The sequence below is a fragment of the Bacillus sp. GBSW19 genome, assembly GCF_002998655.1.
Lineage (GTDB): Bacteria > Bacillota > Bacilli > Bacillales > Bacillaceae > Bacillus.
Genome location: NZ_PVRF01000001.1, coordinates 739,215 through 761,891, shown reverse-complemented (window position 1 = coordinate 761,891; position 22,677 = coordinate 739,215). Strand labels below are relative to the sequence as shown.

The window sequence follows — 22,677 nt, the reverse complement described above, 5'->3', positions numbered from 1 at the left end:
TCTACTTGAGCAGCTGACATGTTATGCTTCGTTCTCATACATCTCATCTCCTTTTTGAATGTGCGTACGCGCTTCGATCACAATCTCAAAAAAAGTGGAAGATTCCTTGTACATGTCGCGTTCCTTATAATAATTAGCCGCATCAAGTGCTAATTCCTCTAAATCAGCAAACATTTTTTTGCTTCGCAGACCAAAAAGGGCCGACCTTAATTGCTCACAGCTGTCTTTTTCTATATAAAGCGCCTGCAAAAATTGGAATTTCAACTGATAAATTTCATCTTCCAATAAACAAGCCTCTTTCATTCCTTTACGTATAGCCTCGCCAGCCCGCTGGATATCTCCGAGTTTAAAACAAGTAAGGGCAAGTGAGAATAATGATTTGATCATCGTGGATGCTTGATCTTTTTGATAAAGGGAAATGGCTTGTTCAAAAAAGACAGTCGCTGTATGATACGTTCCCATACTATAATGACAAGCACCTAAGTTATTAAGAGCCATCGCTTTAAAATAAGATGTGCATTCTTGCCGTTCCATCGCTTCACAGACCTTTAACGCTTTTTCTAAATAAGGAAGCGCTTTTTGGTGCTGACTCACATCAATCCAATTACCTGCCATGACAAAATCACATTGAATGCTTCTTTTTCCATAAAGCTGATGTTTCTTATAAATGTCTCTCGCCTTTTTAGCATAATGCATGGAGAAATAAGTTTGTTTCATATGATAGTATACTTCAGCGATTTTATAGTAAAATTCCGCTTTTTCAATCTCATCTGTCACTAAGATCAGTTGATGTTCCGCATGCTTGTAATAGGAAATAGCCTCGATATACCGGCGCTGGATAAACGCATACATTCCATGGAAAAAATGAAAGTAATAGCCGAGCAAGCCTGTCATCTCATCTTCTCCATCTTCCATTTCTTTCGGAAAAGACACGGCTTGAAGCGTTTCACTCCCTGCATGGACTGGCGTTAAATGCTGAAGCATCATTTGATGGCGAAAATCCATTAGAGAATAATATAGAAGTAAATCTTGATCCTCTTCCATCTCATGAATTTCTTCTTCAACAAGGCGCTTCATATCGTTTGCTTGTTCGACTTCAAATTTGCAAATATGCGTGTACCATTGATTGATCTTTACACCTACTTCGGAAGATGGTATTTTGTGTGCCATCCACTTCAGCCCCATTCTATCATATCAAACTGATAACTATTATTTTACATAATTTATGTTTTTAAGGCAAATTGTAAGTTATTACATAATTTATGTTCATTTCGCATATTTCTATCTTTTTTACCAAGTTTAAATAGAGTACTTTTGCCCATCAAAACGGTTTTTCTACGAAGATGGGTCAAATTCTCTTAATACTTCTTTTAAAGCACTGATATAACGTCTGAATGCTTTTTTCTTTCCTTTTCTCGTATCAAAATTGTCGAAAAAGGCTTCTCTCTGCGCCGTACTAATTTCTAGCTGAACACTTTCACCACTCGCATTTCGATTATTAATATTTTTGGGATCTGTTCCTGAAAGCCGTTCGCCTTCTTGCACCATTTCTGCAGAAAATCCTCGATCCTTTAATTCTCGTACAACTGCTCTTTGCATTTTTTCGTTTGTCCCGCCAACTAGCGTGTGTCTTTTATCACTTTTATAGCCGTGGATAGAAATGGAGAAGGGGTACGTTTTAATCATTTGAACCAATATCGGTTCATCAAACTTGGTGCTTGTAATATGCAAATCACGATTATTGTCTTGTTTTGTTCCTTCAAACAAATACGTAGAGTACTTTTCTTGAAATGCTTCTACAATTTCACTTGTTCCTGGTTCAATTTCCCCTCCATGAGGAGAAAAGACGAGTAAATCACTTCCACCCTTTTCGTGAAATTCTATTTCATAGCCTTCTCTTTCATGTCGGATAAGCTGTTTAAAGCTTTCATATTGATCCCCTTTTTTTCGCTCTTTTTGATACTTTTCTACCTCTTCTTGATATTGCTTTTGCTCTTTTTTTTCTTGAACAGAATGGCTGCATTTCACCATTAAAAGAGCACACAGGATCAGAAAGATGAATCCACATATCAGTAGCCTTTTCATTTCACCGCTCCTTTTCATTCTCTTAGGTGTCATCTTATCGCATTATTTTACTATCAATGGCTAACAGAATTCAAAGGTTGTCCGGCTCATTTGAACGAATCAGGAGAACTTACCTGTTTTTTATGCTGCCCTAGGTATTTCTGACTTCTTTGAATCATTCGTTGCTTGAATAAAAACTGCATCGTATGACCTTATTTTAGCTTTAGTTAAAATCACCTACAAAAATGGACATATTCTTCTGATTTCAAACAAAAAAAGCCGTAAACAAAAGGTATGCCCTTCTGTTTACAGCCAATTACGGTATATCCATCATTAAACTCTTAGTTCATTCTCTAAAGCTGAAAGGACTTCATCTTGCGACAGTCCTTGTGCAAGAGAAATCTCACTCACTAACATGCCTCGTGCATCTTCAAGCATCTTCTTTTCACTTGAATTTAATGCTTTCTTCTGATTGCGTCTCATCAGATCTTTGACAACGTCTGCACCATCTTCGATCGCACCTGTTTTTAGCTTTTTCAGATTTTCATCATATCTTTGCTTCCAAGTAAGCGTGTCGTCGTTTGTTTCTTCTGCAAAATTGTTCATCACAACTTTCAGCGTTGCTTGATCTGCTACCGGACGTATACCTAGTTGATTGATTCTGCCTCTTGGGATCATCATCTGCATATTCGGCATTTGAATCAGAAAATATTCCTCCGTCTTACCTAAAATCTCTTTTTCTTCCATTCCTTCAATCACACCGGCACCATGCATAGGATAAACAATTTTATCACCTATTTGAAACAAATCCGCCACCTCCGAAAGTATTCACATTATGATTATAACACATTTCATCGGTGGATAAAAATTTATATTCTATCATGTTATTTTAGCACTAGTCAATTCTTTTTATTTGAGTTTTTCAGAAAAAGCCTTTTTTTACAAAAAAAGCGCCATTATCCAGTCCCCTTGTCTTATTCTTGCATATACTAGCATTGAGTCACATTTAGGAGGGATGACAATGTGCAAATGCAAGTGCAAACATTCCCACTCAAACTGTTATAAAAAGCATGACGATCATTGCCATGAGGATCCATGTAAAGAAAAAAAGTTTCATCATAAAAAAGATAAATGGTTTGAGAGCGATTTCTGGGATACTTCTAGAAGCTACGATCCCTATTACTGTCCTAAAAGTGTCTGCAGCAGCTGTAAGAAGCGTCGTAGAAGAAGACATGGCTTCTCATATTAGCAATTGACGCTTTCACCTGCTTTTCGTTTTCCCGGCTGAAAAGCCGGTTTTTTTCATATGGATAGGCTCATGAAACGGATCATGCTCATAGGATATGGCAACCTGACATAAAGGATGAGATATCAAATGAACAATATGAATAGCCCAATGAATCATCATCACCAAGAAAACCCCTATCATACATTTGAGAATGTGTATACAGCCAATCATGAGCATGTGGTCGCGCCAAACATGCAGGATCCTATGAATATGCCAAAGCATGATCATACCGGTAAAAAAGATATGTACAGCGGACACTATCCGCATCATCATTCAACCTATTCGCCGTTTCCAAATCAGCATGATGCCTTTTCACATGTTCCAATGAAAGATCACCATCATCTTGGCCACTATGGTGGATACGGAATGATGCCATATCATCCATACGGATATCAAGATATGCATATGATGATGCCAAATCAGCAAATGACAGGCCATGGTTATGGAATGAACCAACCAAATGCGTTTTTCCCCCGTTATTACTAAACAAAGTGAAAAAATAAGGGTACAATATACCATTTAATACCATATAGGAATATGGTAACCTTATAGGTAAATAATGGGTGTAATCATCTATTATTTGCCTATATTCAACAAGGGGGAAGGAAAAAATGAAAAAAACATGGACAATGATCATGATCGGAATGCTTACACTGGTCATGGCACTATCGGTACCGATTGCCGCATCCGCAGAAGGAGTCAAAACGGAGGAAGGCAAAGCATCAACGAATGCAAGACCAGCTGAACTTTATGCAAAAATTACAGGTACAAGTAAGCAGGAATGGTCTTTTTCTGACATTGAGCTGACATACCGCCCAAATTCTATTTTAAGTATCGGTGCCATTGAGTTCACATTGCCTGCAGGCTTTCAAGCGACAACAAAAGACATCTTCAATGGAAAAGCATTAAAAGACAGCTACATTTTGAACAGTGGAAAAACTGTCCGCATTCCAGCTAGAATCGATTTATTAGGAATCTCACAATATAAATTACAACTTTCTCATAAAGTACTTCCTGCTGCAGGTACATATACGTTCCGCGCAGAAAACCGTGCGCTTAGCATTGGTTCTAAATTTTATGCAGAGGACACCCTTGATATTCAAACACGACCAGTTGTGGTCACACCGCCAAATCCTTGTGGATGCTAAATAAAAAAGCGCTCTAATAAGAGCGCTTCAGCGTGTAGACAAACCCTCGCATTCTTTGTCAGGTCTGTGCTCCGTTACTCACGAATGTTCAATTCGCTCCGTTCCGGTGCTCGCCCTTCCTAGACTGCAAAGGTTTTCTATCACGCTGAAAAGAAGACAAAGGGCCAAAATCAAGATGATTTTAGCCCTTTGTCTTTTTTTCATTTGATCACATGACCCGTTTAAACATTTTTTCCATTTCATATGTCGAGTGATGAATGATGATCGGCCGGCCGTGCGGACAAGTGAAGGGGTCCTTTGTCTGCCGGAGTTCATCTAATAAGGCTTTGATTTCATCATGACGCAAATGGCGATTTGCTTTGATAGAGCCTTTACAGCTCATCATGATCGCCGCTTCTTCTCTCAATTTTTTGATATCAACACGCTTCTCATCTAGCACTTGCTCTATAATCTCTTCGATCAGTTCAGCCTCTTCCCCTTTTGGAAACCACTGCGGATGCGACCGAACAATGTAGCTTCCTGAACCGAAAGGCTCTAAGAAGACGCCCACTTTCGTTAGTATCTCTTTATGCTCTTCAATAATCAGCATATCGTTTTTCGAGTAGTGGAATGTTAATGGGACGAGCATTTCTTGCACTTCCTGCTTGATCTCTCCTACCTTCTCACGATAATACTCATACTTGATTCGCTCCTGGGCCGCATGCTGATCGATAATATAAAGCCCTCGTTCATTTTGAGCCAAAATATATGTGCCGTGCATTTGCCCGATGGGATACATGACTGGAACACGTTCGTTTTCTGAAATGGTTTCTGCAACATCTTCTCTCAGTACCGACTCTTCATATTCTAGTGAAGCGGCGGATTCCTCTAACTGAACACGCTCAGATGGAGCATCTTCATAAAATACGGGTGATGACGCCTCAGTCTTTTCCTGCTCAGGCGTCCCATATGTACCCGTCTGACTTGTCTCGTATACAACCGATTCGAGAGGCTCCGGCTGATAGGATAGCGGCGTTTCCGACACGCTTGTGTTTATTTTTTTCGCATCAAAAGTTAAGGATTGCTGCTCATTTTTCACTGCTGGCATTGGTGCTTTCTTTGGCACTGAAGCACTTGGAATAAGCTGCTGCTTTTGAAATACTTCCTTAATTCCTTGTTTGATTAGCTCATGAAGTTCCTGCTCTTTACTTAGTCTCACTTCAAGCTTCGAAGGGTGAACGTTCACATCCACTAAAATGGGGTCCATCTTCATCTCAATAAATGTAATCGGATGGCGGCCAATCGGCAGCAGGGTGTGATACCCTTCATGGACCGCTTTCACGAGCGGAAAATGCTTAACATATCTGCCGTTTACAACAGAAGACATATAATTCCGTGATGCCCTTGTCACTTCTGGCAAGGAGATATATCCTTTCACTTCAAAATCAAGTGATTGCACGTGAAGCGGCACCATTTTTTTCGCAACAGCTGTCCCGTAAATGGCCGCAAGCACATGCCGCACATCTCCGTTTCCATTCGTCTGAAGCAGAACTTTCCCTTGATGTCGCAAGCGAATTGATACTTCTGGGTGAGCCAGCGCAATTCGATTGACGACATCCGATATATTGCCAAGCTCCGTATGAACGGTTTTCATGTATTTTAAACGGGCAGGCGTATTGTAAAATAAGTTGGTAACGACAATCTCGGTACCGCGGCGGCCAGAGGTTTTTTTCTCTGAAATGATCTTTCCGCCTTGCAGTACCAGGTGCGTTCCAGCTCCTTCACCAGTACTTGTTTTCATTTCTAGATGAGAGACAGATGCGATACTTGGCAGCGCCTCTCCCCTGAATCCGAGCGTTCTGACACGGAACAGATCATTTTCATCTTTGATTTTACTCGTTGCATGGCGCTGAAAGGCGAGCTTACAATCTTCAGCATCGATTCCAACACCATTATCAATCATTCTAATAGAGGAAAGACCTGCTTCTTCTACATCGATTTCAATCACTGTACTGCTTGCATCGATTGCATTTTCCATAAGCTCCTTTACGACAGAAGCCGGACGCTCGACTACTTCACCTGCAGCAATTTTATTGGATAGGTCATCGGATAATTGAATAATCTTTGCCATTTTGCTCACCTCACCTTATATTATAATTTCTTTTGCAATTCATATAGCTTTGTCATCGCTTCGAGCGGGGTCATATCCATTAGGTTGAATGACTTTAATTCCTCGATCACCGCTTGATCTTTCTGTTTTAGAACTGGTTTAGTTTGCGGTTTTTCTTCTACTTCAAAGAAAGAAAGCTGCTGTTTTCCCTCGGTCTTTTCTGTTTTTGGGGCTGCAGATACGTGCGGGGTCACTTCATGTGATCCGCTCTCAAGCTCCGTCAAAATGGTCTGGGCCCTATCGATGATGGCATCAGGCAATTCAGCAAGCTGCGCTACATGAATACCATAGCTTTTATCAGCTGCCCCCTCTTTGATTTGATGTAAGAAAACGACCGTGCCTTCATGCTCTTCAGCACGTACATGGACATTTTTCAGCTCGCTTAATTGAGACTCAAGGACTGTAAGCTCATGGTAATGTGTAGAAAATAGCGTTTTGGCACCAATATGATCGTGAACAAATTCAATGATTGCCTGCGCAAGAGCCATTCCATCATAAGTGCTTGTCCCGCGTCCAATTTCATCAAATAAGATCAAGCTGTTTTTCGTTGCATGCACCATCGCATTTTTTGCTTCAAGCATCTCTACCATAAAAGTACTCTGACCAGAAATCAAATCATCTGCCGCACCAATGCGTGTAAAGATTTGATCAAAGATCGGAAGGGTCGCCTTTGATGCCGGCACAAAGCAGCCAATTTGCGCAAGAATTGAGATAAGCGCCATTTGTCTCATATACGTACTTTTCCCTGACATATTCGGCCCAGTAATGAGTAAGGTTTGCCGGCCATTTCCCATATGGCAGTCATTTGGCACATACTCCTGATGATCCATCACTTTTTCAACGACTGGGTGACGGCCATCTATGACATCCACCTCATCCTCTGAGAATTCCGGACGGATATAACGGCGCTTTTCACTGACAGTCGCAAAACATTGGAGGGCATCCAGCTCACTCATTTGTTTTGCGAGCAGCTGTAATCTCGGAATATAGACTTTCACTTGTTCCCTGAGAGCTGCGAATAGTTCATATTCCAGTTCGCTTATATTTGATTCTGCCTCAAGAATCAGCGCTTCTTTTTCTTTCAATTCAGGTGTAATATACCTCTCTGCATTGGCAAGCGTTTGTTTTCTTTCATAACGCCCTTCCTCCAGAAGATGCGTATTCGCGCGTGTCACTTCGATATAATAACCGAACACTTTATTAAACCCGACTTTTAAGGAGCGAATGCCTGTGTATTCTCTTTCTTGCTGTTCAAGCCGTGCAATCCAGTCCTTCCCATTTCGGCTGGCATCACGGTATTCATCTAATTTTGCATTGTAGCCGTCTTTAATCAAATTGCCTTCTTTTAACGTCATCGGCGGGTTCTCATATAGCGCATCTTCTAATAAATCAAGTAAGTCACCACAAGGATCAATATCATTCGCTCTTGATTTCGCCATTTCCTCTGGCAGTGAGTGCACAAGCTCTTTAATGGCTGGCACTTGCTTTAAGGATTCTTTTAACTGAATGAGATCACGGGCATTTACGTTGCCAAATGCGACGCGGCCCGCTAGACGCTCAAGATCATATACTTGCTTTAATCGTTCACGCAGATCCTCTCGTTCAAAGAAATGATCCATGAGAATTTGCACCATTTCCTGACGTTCCTTAATTTGCGAAAGACGAATTAACGGCCGGTCGATCCACTGTTTGAGCAGCCTTCCGCCCATCGCTGTTTTTGTTTCATCTAGCAGCCATAATAAAGAGCCCTTCTTGCTTTTTGAGCGGATCGTCTCTGTTAATTCAAGATTTCGTTTTGAGTAAAGATCAATTTTCATTGTTTGTTCGAGCTCAAACACTTGCACTTGCTGAAGGTGATCGAGACTTCTTTTTTGCGTTCTTCTTAAATAAGCATATAATGTCAAAAAGGTCGATCTTAGTTGCTCGTTAAGGGGGGACACGAGTCGCTCAGCTTCATCGATTAACTCATCACTATCTTCGTATGAAATGGTCGCTTGGCACCGTTCCTTTAATGTTTTGACTGTTTCCTCATCCAGCTGCTTTGACACCACAATTTCTTTTGCACCGACAGAATAAATTTCAGACACGACTTCATCTAATCGATCGATGAAAGCCGCCATATTTTCACCTGTAGATAAATCGGAAAGTGCAAGTCCGTATCCATTTTCAAATCTTGTAACAGATGCAATGAAGTTGTTTTCGTTTTCACTTAAGCCTTTACCATCCATCACCGTACCTGGTGTAATGAGTTGAACGACTTCTCTTTTGACGACACCTTTTGCCGTTTTAGGATCTTCCACCTGCTCACAAATCGCGACCTTGTAGCCTTTTGAAATCAATTGTTCTATGTATGCAGAAGCAGAATGATAAGGCACACCGCACATTGGTATTGTCCCGCCATCTCTGCTTGTTAACGTAATTTCCAATTCTTGTGCCGCTTCTTTTGCGTCATCAAAAAACATTTCATAAAAATCGCCTAAGCGAAAAAATAAAAAGGCATCTTGATACTCTGCCTTGATTTTTAAATATTGCTGTATCATGGGCGTATAACTTGCCATATTTCTAATCCCTCACTATATTACATTCGAATTCATACCATCTTTCATTATAGCATAAAAAATCCCCTTTTTTCTCCTAGATAGGACACAAAAAAACTAGGGGGATATGCGCCCTAGTCATCAATTACTCTTCTGGATCACCCGCTAGGAATTCTGGATGAATATCCTCTAACTCCTCATCCACCTCTTCTTCCCACTCGTGATCATCTTTTTCTTTCCAGCTTGAATTGACCTCTACAACAATTTTTGTTTCTCCTACCACTTCAGCAATGAATTCACGTTCTGCCTGAACGATAATTTTATTGCCGTTTGGTGAAATGGTCACTTCTAAACAATTCGGCTGCTGCAGCACTTTTGCAATCACTTCATGCTCATCATCAAGGAAATTTTTATCTTTATATCTCAGTTTGATGATGTCTACATATTTCACCCGTTCTGTGACGACTTCTGTTTTTGTGTTATCAGCGTAAGAATACCATACGTTAATATCAAAGGTTCCTTCAATCTCAACAGTTTTACCGACCTTTTCAGCATCATACTTATGATTAATGATCCAACCACCTAGGATGCTGGTTGGTTTTTGCGATGGAGAAATGGTGTGTGTGCTTTGGGTGAATTTCCTCCCTTTTGCAACCACCGCTTTTGTAATAATCTCTCTGTATTCAGACATTCCGGCATGCCTCCTTGTTCTTGATCGTTTTATCTTATGCTGGGCATTCGTCTAGTGTGTCACGATTTTGAACTTCATGTTCAATTAAATTCATTTCTGTTTCAGTGTATGCATGGTCGCCCATAAACTTGCCTTGAAAATTGGAAAAGTTGGAGAGTGAGAGTTTGGGGTTGACTGTAATGGTGTCATTTGATGTAATATAGATAGTAGCCCTTCTTTATATAAGGAGGAGATCTAATGAAACAATTTAATATTATAATAAACATTTTTGGATTTAGCATTGAGCTTCAATTCAAATCTTTTAATCTGTAAAATCAATTAATTTTTAGTTTATAACGTATCACTATAATATTTTGAATAAATAAATCAATACATTTTTTACGAAATACAGGGCTACTGCATCAACATTTTGTTGTTGATGCAGTAGCAAAATACAAATTACATATATTCTATATAATAAAAACCCCGCATCTGCGGGGTTTTCTCATTTAATGGAGCAACTTGGTGATGAGTTTTTCACTTTTGAACCGGTTTCTCCTAATAAGAGATCACCGCCGGTTGAAAGAATGATTTCATCTGTTACTTGATTAGAAATCGTATGCGCTACGAGCTGAAGCAGGGAATTGACTTCCACTTGTGATTCTTTGAATTCTTGAATCACCGGGATTTCATCCAGTTCTTCTTGCAGGGCATCGATTTTTTCTTCCACTTGCTTTAAGGCTTCATGTTTGCCGTAATGCTTTAAATTCACAGCTTGTTTTTGAAGCGCCTTAATTTGATTAATAATCGTTGAAATTTTTGTATTTTCATTGATTTGCGCTTCTGCTTTCTTGAAGAAATCAACTTCTTCTGTTTCAGAAATCATTTTAGCGAGCTCTCTTGCACGCTCGACAATCTCTTTTTTTGAATAAAGCGTCATTTTAATTCACCTCGATAGCTTCTCCAACCATTTCTCCGTCAAGAGACCAAGTTTTGGCTTGTGTGATTTTCACTTTGACGATGTTGCCAATCGCTTCTTTTGGTGCTTTAAAATTCACAAGCTTGCTTTTACTTGTATATCCGGCTAGGATTTCAGGGTTGTTTTTACTTTCACCCTCTACTAATACTTCGACAGTCTGCCCTTCATATTCCTTCATTTTTTTCGCGGAAATTTCATTCACGAGGGCATTCAGGCGTTGCAGACGTTCTTTTTTCACATGCATTGGCACGTTGTCTTGCATTTTCGCTGCTGGTGTTCCTTCTCTTGGAGAGTAAATGAACGTATAAGCGGCATCAAACTCAACCTCGCGATAGAGGGAAAGTGTTTCCTCAAACTGCTCATCTGTCTCATTTGGGAACCCAACAATAATGTCCGTTGTTAATGAAGCATTTGGCATGGCTTCTTTGATTTTGCGCACAAGATCAAGATAACGCTCACGGTCATATTTTCTCGCCATGAGTTTCAATACAGAAGAACTTCCTGATTGAACTGGCAAATGAATATGATCGAGAAGGTTCCCACCCTTAGCAAGCACTTCAATTAAGTGATCGTCAAAGTCACGCGGGTGGCTTGTTGTAAAACGGATACGCGGAATATCGATTTTACGCAGCTCATCCATCAGGTGTCCAAGACCATATTCCATGTCTTCAAAATCTTTTCCATACGCATTCACGTTTTGACCAAGAAGGGTAATTTCCTTATATCCTTCTGCCGCTAAACGTCTGACCTCTTGAATAATTTCATCCGGGCGGCGGCTTCTTTCCTTACCGCGCGTGTAAGGGACGATACAGTATGTACAGAATTTATCACAACCGTACATAATATTCACCCAGCCCTTAATTTTTCCTTGGCGGGCTCTCGGAAGGTTTTCAATGACATCGCCTTCTTTTGACCAAACCTCAATGACCATTTCTTTTGAAAGATAGCATTCAGATAACAACTCTGGCAGGCGGTGAATGTTGTGTGTACCGAAAATCAAATCAACAAATGGATGTTTCTTCAAAATACGGTTGACGACAGATTCCTCTTGCGACATACATCCGCAGACACCTAAAATTAAATCTGGCTTTTCACGTTTTAATGCTTTTAAATGACCAAGCTCTCCGAACACTTTGTTTTCCGCATTTTCACGAATCGCACAAGTGTTTAATAAGATGACATTTGCATCTTCCGTTGAGTTTGTTGGCTCATAACCAAGCGCCATAAAGATACCAGCCATCACTTCTGTGTCATGCTCATTCATTTGACAGCCATATGTGCGAATATAAAACTTGCGGCCGTTCCCTAACCCTTGAAACCGCTCGTCAATTTGAAATTGATTGTATTCGACTTCTTCTTTACCCCGTTTTTTTGCTTCTTTTAAGGAAGGCGGAATGTACACAGCTTCAAAATACTGGCTGTAGTCCTTCTCGGATTTTTTGTCCGATGAACTTACTTGTCCGCTCGCTTTTCTCTGCTCTTCATTCATGAATTTGTACTCCTTTCAAACCAAGCTCCACCCTACAGTATAGACTATTTTGTGATGAATTGAAAATAAATTCATATACAGTTTTTCTATAAAAAATGCCTATTCAGCAAGAAGGTCACAGCCAATCTCTTTATTAAAAAAAGAGAGCCTGCGCTCTCTCAATCAAGTATGTTCAGTTTTTTTGCTTCTTCTTCGATGATCGTCAGTGCACGGTCTAGTTCTTCTTTTGTGTGCTCTGCTGTGATGATGGCTCTAATTCTCGCTTTTCCTTTTGCCACAGTTGGGAAGGCGATGCCTTGAGCAAACACGCCTCGCTCTATTAAAGCCTTTGAAAAGCGGAAAGTAAGGGCTTCGTCTCCAATCATAATTGGAATAATCGGTGTTTCTGTCGGAGCAACTTGAAACCCAAGGCTGACGACTTTTCCTTTGAAATAGGCGGCGTTTTCCCAGAGTGTGCTAATTCGCTCTGGTTCATCTAACAGCACTTCAATGGCTTCTTCACAGGCTCTAGTCACAGCTGGCGGATGTGAGGTGCTGAATAAAAACGGCCTTGCTTTATGCTTTAAGTAGTCGATTAAAACGGCTGATCCCGCTACATAGCCGCCGAGCACTCCGACAGCCTTACTAAGTGTCCCAACCTGAATGTGCACTCTGCCGTCGAGTTTAAAATGGTTGACTGTCCCGCGGCCATTTTCACCAAGCACGCCTGAGGCATGCGCATCGTCTACCATCACAAATGCATCATATGCTTCTGCGAGCCTCACAATCTCAGGAAGTGGCGCAATATCTCCATCCATCGAGAACACACCATCTGTGACGATGAGACGCACGCGGTAATTCATAGATTTCTTTAAAATTTTCTCAAGCTCTTCCATATTGGAATGACCGTATACCTTTTTATCTGCTTTTGTTAATCGGATGCCGTCAATGATTGAGGCATGATTCAGTTCATCTGAAATCACAATATCATCTTTTGTCAGGATACTTGATAAGACCCCTTGGTTGGTCGTAAAGCCTGATTGGAACACAAGGGCTGCCTCTGTCTTTTTAAATGCAGCGAGCTTTTTTTCAAGACGTTCGTGCATCGTCATTGTGCCGGCGATGGTTCGTACAGACCCTGTGCCAGCACCAAATTCATCAATTGCCTCTTTTGCCGCTTTCATCAGCCTTGGATGTGAGGTGAGGCCTAAGTAGTTATTTGAGGAGAGCTGTATGACAGATTGTTCATTTAATGTCACAGTGGATGATTGTTTTGAGTCGATCTCTTTCAATGTTTGGTGGGTGCCTTGCTGCTTCATTGTTTCCAGTTCACCTTGTAAATACGTGAATTCTTTCATCATTTCTTCCCCCTTTGATTTGATGGCATCATCAGTACGACCTTTCCGCACGTACCATTTCTCATGAGTTCAAATCCCTTTTCGAACTGTTCAAATGGCAGCGTATGGGTGACAACTGGCTGGACATCGATGGTATTCGTTCTTAACAGCTCAGATACTTGACGCCACGTCTCAAACATTTTTCTCCCCGTGATTCCTTGGACGGTTAATCCCCTAAAAACAATTTGATTCGTAATATCAATTGTCACTGGCCGTTCTGGCAAGCTTAGTATATTGACTTTCCCTCCATTTGCACAAGCTTCGAGTGCTTGATTAATGGCAACTGGATGTCCTGACATCTCGCATATCACATCTGCTCCTTCCATCCGTGTGAACTGCTTAATCACCTCAACAGGATCATCTTTTCCAATATCCACGATATGGTCTGCCCCCATTTTTCGGGCAAGATCCAGCCTGTATTCGTTTTGATCGACGGCAAACACTTGAACAGCACCGGAAGCTTTCGCGACGGCGATCGCCATTAAACCGATTGGTCCGCAGCCAAAAATCGCCACCGACTTACCTGAAACAGGTGTGTGCAGCACTGTATGAACAGCATTTCCAAGCGGCTCTTGGATAGATGCAAGCTCTACTGGCATTTGAGCTGGATTGTGCCACACATTTTGTTCAGGTACTTTGACATATTCAGCAAAGCAGCCGTCAATGTCTACCCCTAAAATTTTCGTTTCACTGCACAAATGCTGCTGACCGGTTAAACACATATAGCACTGATTACATACAACATGCGTCTCTGCCGATACAAAATCCCCTACTTTTGCACGTGAGACTTGCTTCCCTACTTTGACAACTTCCCCTGTAAATTCATGTCCAAAAATGTAGGGCGCTTTAACTCTTCCCTTTGCCCAGTCATCCCAGTTATAAATATGCACGTCTGTTCCGCATATCGAAGTGGCTTTCACCTGAATCAATACTTCATGATCATTGATTTCTGGAATCGGCATTTCCATCAGTACCGCCCCGTAAGCGCTTTCTTTTTTAACAATTGCTTTCATCGTTCCACACATGACGTACAACCCCTTTGTTAAAAAACTTCTCCCAATGAGATTTTAACACGTCTTATTTTAGTCGTAAATACCACTGTCTACTGTAAAAAGACAAATGAACACTCCACATATTTTTTTGGATATTTTTCTAAAAAAAAAAGCAAATCCCCGTAGAGAAGGAGATTTGCTTTTTGCGTCATCGTCTTTTTGAAACGGCAATATATAAGGCTGGCACAATGAAGAGTGTGAGAATCGTTGAGAAAAAGACACCCGAAACTATGCAGATTGCCAGCGGCTTAAAGAGCGGATCATTACTTAATGCTACAGGCATAAGGGCAACCAGTGCTGTAAATGCTGTTAGTAAAATTGGCCTAATCCTAGCTCTTCCCGCTTCAATGACAGCTGTCTGTTGATCGAATCCTTGCTTACGCCGCTGCTCAATAAATTCGAACAAGACAACCGCATTTCGGACCACGATACCAGCTAATGAGACAATTCCCATTGTTGCCATGAAGCTGAACGGTGTTTGTGTGACAAACAGTCCTATAACAGCTCCAGATATCGCTAAGTAAACCGTACCTAGAACTAACAATGGAAGCATCAATGAATTGAACTGAAAAGCGATGGTCACATAAATGAGCAGCAAGACAACCCCAAATAAGAGACTAATTTCAATAAAGAACTGGATTTGATCTTCATTTTCTCCACCTTGAGAAATGGTTAGCTCCTTCGCAACATCCGTTTTTCCTACTTGATTGACGACTTCTTTCATGTCATCTTTAAACGACTCTGACGTGCCAGGGTACGCCTTCAGCGTAATGGTCGGAATTCCATTTTCATGTGGAATGCTTTCGTACTGCTCTGTTTCTTTTTCTTTTACATATCGGCTAAGCGGCTCGAGTGAAGGCATACCACCTTCATTTGAATTCACAGGCACTTTTATTTCTTTTAGCTTTAATCCATTTTGGTGTGTAGCCATATCCTGTTTGACCACTAGGTCGATATCTTTTGTTCCTTGTTTAAAGCTGCCTAATGGCATGCCTTCTGTCACTAGACCGAGCTGTCTGCTGACAAACTGAGCGCTGAGTCCATCCTCTGCCATTCGGTCACGGTTTAATTCAAAGGAGATGGTTTTTACCGGCTGATTGACATCGTCAGTGATCAAGCTCGCTCCTTTTTCTTTCATTTCACTTGTGAGCGTTTCTTTGATATTAATGAGCTTTGCAAAAGAGTCACCCGCAATGGTTACAGTCACAGGCGCACCGGTTGGCGGTCCTTGAACAATGGTTTTCATAAAAATATCAGCATCTTTGAATTTCTTACGCAAAGGCTCTGTCATACGATCTATCAATTGTTTACTGGTCATCTGATCATTGTCTACTCTCACAACAACTTGACCAGTATGATCACTTGCATTTGAGATACTTTCATTAAACAGGTTCGGTACACCGCCGCCTGCAAAGATCGCCGTCTCTTCAATGCCTTTTTGCTGTTTCGTCTCTTGTTCTATTTTCTCTAATGTTTCATTTGTTTTGTCTAATGTTGTTTCACTTGGAAGTGTGACAGTGACAACCACTTCTTTCTTATTCGCTGCAGGGAAAAATTCAAATGGTGTGACGAAAATCAGTAAAAAGGCAAGCGTTGCAACGAGCAAACCACTTAGGCCAATAAGCAGCGGACGCTTCACAATGTTCGTCAGCACACGGTCTGCATAAAAATCAGCTAATTTTTTTAACGGTTTGCCTAGGAATCCTGGCTCTTTTTGAATTTTCTTGTTCTTTCTTTTTCGGTTCACGGTATATTGATAGACTGGCACTAGTGTCAGAGAAATCACCATAGACGCAAGTACAGTCGTGACTAGGACAGACGGTAATGCTCGTATAAATGAACCGTTTGCACCTGATAAGAAAACAAGTGGCAAGAAAGCAAACACAACCGCAAGTGTTGAAGTCAAAATAGACCCTGCAACTTCTTTCACACCTGCAATCGTTCCTTTAAGCGGACTTTCGTATTTTTTCATCTGCCTTAAAATATTATCGTTGACGACAATGGCATCATCGACAAGTATTCCTAGGGCAATGATAAAGCCGATAATCGAAATCTGATTGAGGTCCACTTGTAAAAATGGCAGCGGAATCGTTCCGATTGTGATCGATAATGGGATGGCAAGTGAAACGATGAACGCACCGCCAATGGTAAGACCAAGTGTGGTGACGATAATGACAGCGATGACCGCAACAATGGCTTCTTTTATCAAATCATTAAAAATGGCATCCACATCACTTTTTTGTGAATAGTAGTCTACCCACTCCACACCATTTGGAAGCTGCTTCTCTTTCTTAATAACATCACTGACTTTGTCATACATTTTAGGAATATCAAGCCCTGGTTTGATATTGACTGTAAATGAATAGGCGGGCTTTCCGTTATACGACACAATGTCACTTTTCTCTTTTTCTACTTCTTTTAAGCTGCCAAGCTGACTGATTGTGACCGGCTCACGGTTCGTTTTGGAGAAAAGCTCAATCTTTGTCACTTGATCCAAACGGTCATAGGCATCAATGGACAGCTTAACCTTCTCGCCACCTGCCCGAATGTCGCCTAGTGGAGATGTGTCAAATTCCTGATTGATGGCATTTGTAACATCCGTTACATTTAACCCTTCATCCTCCAGTTTACTCGAGTCTAAGTTTAATACCGCTTGTTTGTCATTGAATCCTTTGATGACGACACTGTCTACCCCTTTGATGTCCTCAACCTTTTCCTTCAACGCACGCAGCGATTCCTGACTTTTTGCCAAGTCCGTTAATTGACTCGCCACAACCATATAAGAACCAACCGGCACGTTGCCGAACTCATCCTTTACATCCGGCTCCATCACTCCGTTAGGAAAGGACGACGCAGCACTCGTGGTTTCATTCTTAATCTGACTTGCCACCTTTTGAAAGTCGGCTTGATCATCAATTTCAAGCACAATATTTGAAAAACCAATGGCAGAAACAGAGCTCGTTTTCTCTACACCATTGATATCAGATATGGCTGATTCGAGCTTATTGGTTACATCACTTTCCACCTGTTTTGCATCCGCACCAGGAAACACGGTGGAAATCGTGACGATATTCGCTTGGAATTCTGGCAGTTCTCGTTTAGGGAGCTGCGCGAATAAATAGCCGCCAGCAATGAGAACAATAAAAAATAAAATAAAAACAAGCTTTCCTCTTTTCAAAAAAGCTTCGAACATTATTTCACCTACTTAAATATTTATTTTTGATGAAGTATTTTTAACTTCATCTTAATTTATCATCCTGGTGAAAAAATGCAAGCTCTAATATGTCATTTTTATCTATTTCATGAACTGAATATGTTATATAAGAAATGTATAGTGGTAAACAAAAACAACCTGCTCACATGATGTAAGCAGGTTGAAAATAATAAAATTAGAATTATCGTGGTTCAACAATCAATTTGATTGCTGTTCTTTCTTCTCCATCGATAAGAATGTCAGTAAAGGCTGGAATGCATATCAAATCCACTCCGCTTGGTGCAACAAATCCCCTTGCTATGGCTACAGCCTTGACCGCCTGATTCAGCGCTCCAGCGCCGATTGCTTGTATTTCCGCTGCACCGCGTTCACGTAAAACGCCTGCTAATGCTCCTGCTACTGAATTCGGATTTGACTTTGCTGAAACTTTTAAAATTTCCATTTCTGCTCCCCCTTAAATTTACAATGGATAAGTGAGTGTTCATTAGAACAATCTTTGTTAGATGATGCTATTTTTTGAAAATCCATCCCCAAAATGTTTTTCAAAAATAGCAGGCTACCTACCATTTTTACTATATTCACGATAGAGGGCGCATATTCCTTCTTTCTGATTAATATTTTTCTGAAATAAATATGTGAACATTTATTCAAAGAAAATATGGTCATCATTTATCAAAATTCGATCAATTTTGACAGCTTTTTTCGACTGTTCGTCAATTTCTACGATTACTGCACTTAATGTTGTGCGTCCTTCTGCAATCTCAAAACGGACTGGAAGACTCGTTTTGAATCGTTTAATAATCGTCTCCCGATCAACACCTAAAATGCCATCATAAGGTCCTGTCATTCCCACATCTGAAATATACGCAGTTCCTTTTGGCAAAACGCGGTTATCTGCTGTTTGAACATGTGTATGCGTTCCAACGACACATGATGCACGGCCGTCTGTATACCAGCCCATCGCTTGCTTTTCACTTGTGGCTTCACCATGAAAATCAATAAAAATGAACGGTGTACGTTTGGATGCTTCCGCAATTAACTCGTCTACTTTTTGAAACGGGCAGTCAATTGGCGGTAAAAAAGTGCGTCCTTGTAAATTGATGACGGCCAGTTCTTTTCCTTGTTTTTTTATAAACGTAAGACCTTTACCAGGTGTGCCTTCTGGGAAGTTCGCCGGACGAACCATGTTGGCTGCGTCATCGATGAAATCAAAAATGTCTCTTTTATCCCATGTATGGTTGCCCATTGTAAGCACGTCAGCTCCTGCTTGCAGCAGCTCATGATAGATTTTTTCAGTTATCCCTTTCCCATGAGCAGCATTTTCTCCGTTGACAATGGTAAAGTGGGGCTGATATTTCTTCTTTAGCTTTGGCAAGTATTCTTTCAGTGTGTCTCGTCCAGGTGAACCGACGATATCTCCAACAAATAATATTTTCATGCGCTTTGAACCCTTTCTCTTATAAATTGACTTCTTATCAGTGTTGCATATTTACACAAAAAAATAAAGCGGCGCTAAGCGCACCGCTCTATTTTGCATACTCTACTGCGCGAGTTTCTCGAATGACCGTCACTTTAATGTGACCAGGGTAATCGAGCTCGTCCTCAATCCGCTTACGAATATCCCTTGCTAGACGGTGAGCTTCAAGATCATTAATTGAATCTGGCTTCACCATAATACGTACTTCACGTCCAGCCTGTATCGCAAACGATTTTTCAACACCTTCATAAGATTCAGAGATATCTTCTAATTTCTCAAGTCTCCGAATGTAATTTTCAAGCGTCTCACTTCTTGCACCAGGGCGTGCTGCAGATAATGCATCTGCTGCCGCAACAAGAACAGCGATAATAGATGTCGGTTCTTGGTCACCGTGGTGAGAGGCAATACTGTTGATGACAACAGGATGCTCTTTATATTTCGTCGCAAGCTCAACGCCAATTTCTACGTGGCTTCCTTCTACTTCATGATCAATGGCTTTTCCAATGTCATGCAGAAGACCTGCTCGTTTTGCAAGCTTTGCATCTTCTCCAAGCTCTGAAGCCATGAGACCTGCAAGATGTGCAACCTCAATTGAATGCTTCAGGACATTTTGTCCATAACTTGTACGGAATTTTAAGCGACCGAGAATTTTGATGAGATCCGGATGCAGACCGTGAACTCCGACTTCGAATGTCGTTTGCTCACCCATCTCACGGATATAATCATCGACTTCACGGCGTGATTTTTCCACCATTTCTTCAATTCGTGCAGGATGAATGCGGCCATCCTGGACTAGCTTGTCCAGAGCTATCCTCGCTGTTTCACGTCTAATCGGATCAAAGCCCGATAGGATAACAGCTTCAGGTGTATCATCTATGATCAAGTCAATACCTGTTAACGTTTCTAACGTACGGATATTTCGTCCTTCACGTCCGATAATACGACCTTTCATCTCATCATTTGGAAGATTGACTACAGATACCGTCGTTTCAGCTACATGATCAGCTGCACAACGCTGTAACGCAAGTGAAAGAATGTTTTTCGCCTTTTTATCAGCCTCTTCTTTCGCTCGGTTTTCAGATTCTTTCGTCATGACTGCAATGTCGTGGGAAAGCTCATTTTCAACTTGATCCAGAATGATTTGTTTCGCTTCATCTCGAGTTAAACTAGAAATGCGTTCTAACTCGGCTTTCTGCAAACGAATCATATCATCCACTTTGCTTTCCATCTCTTCAATATGTTGTTGTCGTTCATTCAGAGAATGATCTCTCTTCTCCAACAGGGACTCCCGTTTATCTAAAGATTCGTCTTTGCGATCAAGATTTTCCTCTTTTTGAAGTAAACGGTTTTCTTGTCTTTGAAGCTCATTACGTCTTTCACGAACTTCTTGCTCCGCCTCTACACGAAAGGAATGAATTTCATCTTTCGCTTCCAAGAGCGCTTCTTTCTTCAATGCTTCCGCATCACGCTTTGCATCCTCAACAATTTGTTCGGCCATGTTTCTTGCGCCGGATATTTTTGCTTCTGCAATGGTTTTACGAACAAAGTAGCCAACAACTAAACAGATTAGGCTCAGCAAAATGGAGATGATCGTAAACATCGTAGGCGACATATTTTCACCTCCTCTTGCTATGAACTTGGTTTTACAAATAAAGTGTCGGCATGTACATTGTTTTGTGTCTCAACATACAGGGCCTTCACAGGGAATGAGATCCTCACTGCCCTTGTCAAGTTTAAATTAGTTATCAATCATGTTAAGAAAAACAAGTGATACATTCCCATTGTAATTGTGTCGGAAATACTTGTCAAGCTAGTCAGACTGAGGCGTAAGTCGTTATTTCAAGCAAAGACAGAACTTTTGACCTGCTAGCTGTCATGTAAATGTAAAAAAAAGACGCTTTTCAGCGTCTTTAGCGTGTAGACAAACCCTCGCATTCGGTGTCAGGTCTGCGCTCCGGTGCTCACGAATGTTTAATTCGCTCCGCTCCGGTACTCGCCCTTCCTAGACTTCAAAGGTTTTCTATCACGCTGAAAAGAAGACAAAGGGCTAAAATAAAGATCATTTTAGCCCTTTGTCAACCATCTAAGACGCTTTTCAGCGTCTTTTAGTCTTTAAATTTCCAATTCCTCTTGTCCTTCTTCTTCTTCAGCTGCTTTCACTCCGTTTGTGTCCAAACCGTAGTGCTCTCTAATTTGTTCTTGAATCATGAGAAGAATATCTTTGTTTTCTTTAAGGAACTGTTTCGCATTTTCGCGGCCTTGCCCAAGACGTTCCTCTTGATAAGAATACCAAGCACCGCTCTTTTGTACGATATCTAGTTCGCTTCCAAGGTCGATGATTTCTCCCTCTTTTGAGATTCCTTCACCGTACATAATGTCTACTTCTGCAATACGGAATGGCGGTGCTACTTTGTTTTTCACCACTTTAATTCTCGTTTTATTCCCCATAATGTCATTGCCCTGCTTCAGCTGTTCAGCACGGCGCACTTCTAAACGAACAGACGAATAGAACTTAAGCGCACGTCCACCTGGCGTTGTTTCAGGGTTACCGAACATGACCCCAACTTTTTCACGAATTTGGTTAATAAAGATGGCAATTGTTTTCGATTTATTAATGGCACCTGATAGTTTACGAAGTGCTTGGGACATCAAACGTGCTTGTAAACCAACATGTGAATCACCCATGTCCCCTTCAATCTCTGCTTTTGGTACAAGAGCAGCTACTGAGTCAATAACAACAATATCAACTGCACCACTGCGGACAAGAGCTTCTGCAATTTCAAGTGCTTGTTCTCCTGTATCAGGCTGAGAAAGTAACAGCTCATCAATATTGACACCTAGTTTTTGAGCGTAAACTGGATCGAGCGCATGCTCTGCATCGATAAATGCAGCTTGTCCTCCCTGCTGCTGAACCTCAGCAATGGCATGAAGTGCTACTGTCGTTTTACCAGAACTCTCTGGACCATATACTTCAATAATACGGCCGCGAGGATATCCACCTATTCCAAGTGCAGTATCAAGTGCTAACGAACCACTCGGTACTGTTGAAATGCGTGTATCTGTTTGCTCTCCTAGTTTCATAATAGAGCCTTTACCAAACTGTTTTTCTATTTGTTTAAGAGCCATATCTAAGGCTGCTTGACGATCACTCATTCTATTGTTTCCTCCTTTATCAATTCCACTATCTATACTATACCTTGTTTTACGTCATTTGCCAAGAAAAAAACGAACACA

At 41.1% G+C, this 22,677-nt stretch carries 17 protein-coding genes; 2 read left to right on the top strand and 15 right to left on the bottom strand.

Annotated features, from left to right (window positions below; all coding sequences use genetic code 11):
* Positions 1–21: 21 nt before the first annotated feature.
* From C6344_RS03955 to C6344_RS03945, 3 genes are all read right to left on the bottom strand, one after another.
* Positions 22–1,170 (bottom strand): Rap family tetratricopeptide repeat protein, encoded by a 1,149-nt coding sequence (locus tag C6344_RS03955; protein ID WP_034666524.1) that lies wholly within the window; start codon positions 1,168–1,170, stop codon positions 22–24.
* A 165-nt stretch (positions 1,171–1,335) separates the two neighbouring features.
* A complete protein-coding gene (locus C6344_RS03950) occupies positions 1,336–2,085 on the bottom strand; it encodes a poly-gamma-glutamate hydrolase family protein (RefSeq protein ID WP_034662173.1) in 750 nt (249 codons plus the stop codon).
* A 312-nt stretch (positions 2,086–2,397) separates the two neighbouring features.
* A complete protein-coding gene (locus C6344_RS03945) occupies positions 2,398–2,871 on the bottom strand; it encodes a CarD family transcriptional regulator (RefSeq protein WP_034662177.1) in 474 nt (157 codons plus the stop codon).
* A gap of 568 nt (positions 2,872–3,439) precedes the next feature.
* On the opposite strand from C6344_RS03945, the gene C6344_RS03935 reads away from it, so the two are divergent.
* Both C6344_RS03935 and bslA read left to right on the top strand, forming a co-directional pair.
* Positions 3,440–3,838: a hypothetical protein gene (locus C6344_RS03935; RefSeq protein WP_034662180.1), complete on the top strand. Its 399-nt coding sequence runs from the start codon at positions 3,440–3,442 to the stop codon at positions 3,836–3,838.
* 125 nt (positions 3,839–3,963) lie between these two features.
* Positions 3,964–4,500: a biofilm surface layer hydrophobin BslA gene (gene bslA, locus C6344_RS03930; protein ID WP_060596340.1), complete on the top strand. Its 537-nt coding sequence runs from the start codon at positions 3,964–3,966 to the stop codon at positions 4,498–4,500.
* A 208-nt stretch (positions 4,501–4,708) separates the two neighbouring features.
* Here bslA and mutL read toward each other — a convergent pair whose 3' ends face one another.
* From mutL to recA, 12 genes are all read right to left on the bottom strand, one after another.
* Positions 4,709–6,610, bottom strand: coding sequence for a DNA mismatch repair endonuclease MutL (gene mutL, locus C6344_RS03920; RefSeq protein ID WP_106072730.1), 1,902 nt, complete (start codon positions 6,608–6,610; stop codon positions 4,709–4,711).
* Positions 6,611–6,630: 20 nt separating this feature from the next.
* Positions 6,631–9,207, bottom strand: coding sequence for a DNA mismatch repair protein MutS (gene mutS, locus C6344_RS03915; protein WP_106072228.1), 2,577 nt, complete (start codon positions 9,205–9,207; stop codon positions 6,631–6,633).
* A gap of 124 nt (positions 9,208–9,331) precedes the next feature.
* Positions 9,332–9,877: an outer spore coat protein CotE gene (cotE, locus tag C6344_RS03910; RefSeq protein WP_003212450.1), complete on the bottom strand. Its 546-nt coding sequence runs from the start codon at positions 9,875–9,877 to the stop codon at positions 9,332–9,334.
* Positions 9,878–10,361: 484 nt separating this feature from the next.
* On the bottom strand, positions 10,362–10,796 hold the full coding sequence (ricA, locus tag C6344_RS03905; RefSeq protein ID WP_003211238.1) for a regulatory iron-sulfur-containing complex subunit RicA: 435 nt from the start codon (positions 10,794–10,796) through the stop codon (positions 10,362–10,364).
* Position 10,797: 1 nt separating this feature from the next.
* Positions 10,798–12,324, bottom strand: coding sequence for a tRNA (N6-isopentenyl adenosine(37)-C2)-methylthiotransferase MiaB (gene miaB, locus C6344_RS03900; RefSeq protein WP_060596336.1), 1,527 nt, complete (start codon positions 12,322–12,324; stop codon positions 10,798–10,800).
* Between the two features lie 158 nt (positions 12,325–12,482).
* Entirely contained in the window at positions 12,483–13,664 is a 1,182-nt protein-coding gene (locus C6344_RS03895) for a glycine C-acetyltransferase (protein WP_106072729.1), read from the bottom strand.
* Entirely contained in the window at positions 13,661–14,725 is a 1,065-nt protein-coding gene (tdh, locus tag C6344_RS03890) for an L-threonine 3-dehydrogenase (protein ID WP_106072230.1), read from the bottom strand. The genes C6344_RS03895 and tdh overlap by 4 nt, the downstream gene beginning before the upstream one ends.
* Positions 14,726–14,900: 175 nt before the next feature.
* Entirely contained in the window at positions 14,901–17,945 is a 3,045-nt protein-coding gene (locus tag C6344_RS03885; RefSeq protein ID WP_106072728.1) for an efflux RND transporter permease subunit, read from the bottom strand.
* 202 nt (positions 17,946–18,147) lie between these two features.
* Positions 18,148–18,408 carry a stage V sporulation protein SpoVS gene (spoVS, locus tag C6344_RS03880; protein WP_003211281.1) on the bottom strand — a complete coding sequence of 87 codons (261 nt, stop codon included), beginning with the start codon at positions 18,406–18,408 and terminating at the stop codon, positions 18,148–18,150.
* 201 nt (positions 18,409–18,609) lie between these two features.
* Positions 18,610–19,404 carry a TIGR00282 family metallophosphoesterase gene (locus C6344_RS03875; protein WP_034662209.1) on the bottom strand — a complete coding sequence of 265 codons (795 nt, stop codon included), beginning with the start codon at positions 19,402–19,404 and terminating at the stop codon, positions 18,610–18,612.
* Between the two features lie 88 nt (positions 19,405–19,492).
* Positions 19,493–21,055 carry a ribonuclease Y gene (gene rny, locus C6344_RS03870; protein WP_003211958.1) on the bottom strand — a complete coding sequence of 521 codons (1,563 nt, stop codon included), beginning with the start codon at positions 21,053–21,055 and terminating at the stop codon, positions 19,493–19,495.
* Positions 21,056–21,555: 500 nt separating this feature from the next.
* Positions 21,556–22,596: a recombinase RecA gene (gene recA / locus C6344_RS03865; protein ID WP_034662211.1), complete on the bottom strand. Its 1,041-nt coding sequence runs from the start codon at positions 22,594–22,596 to the stop codon at positions 21,556–21,558.
* Positions 22,597–22,677: the final 81 nt, after the last annotated feature.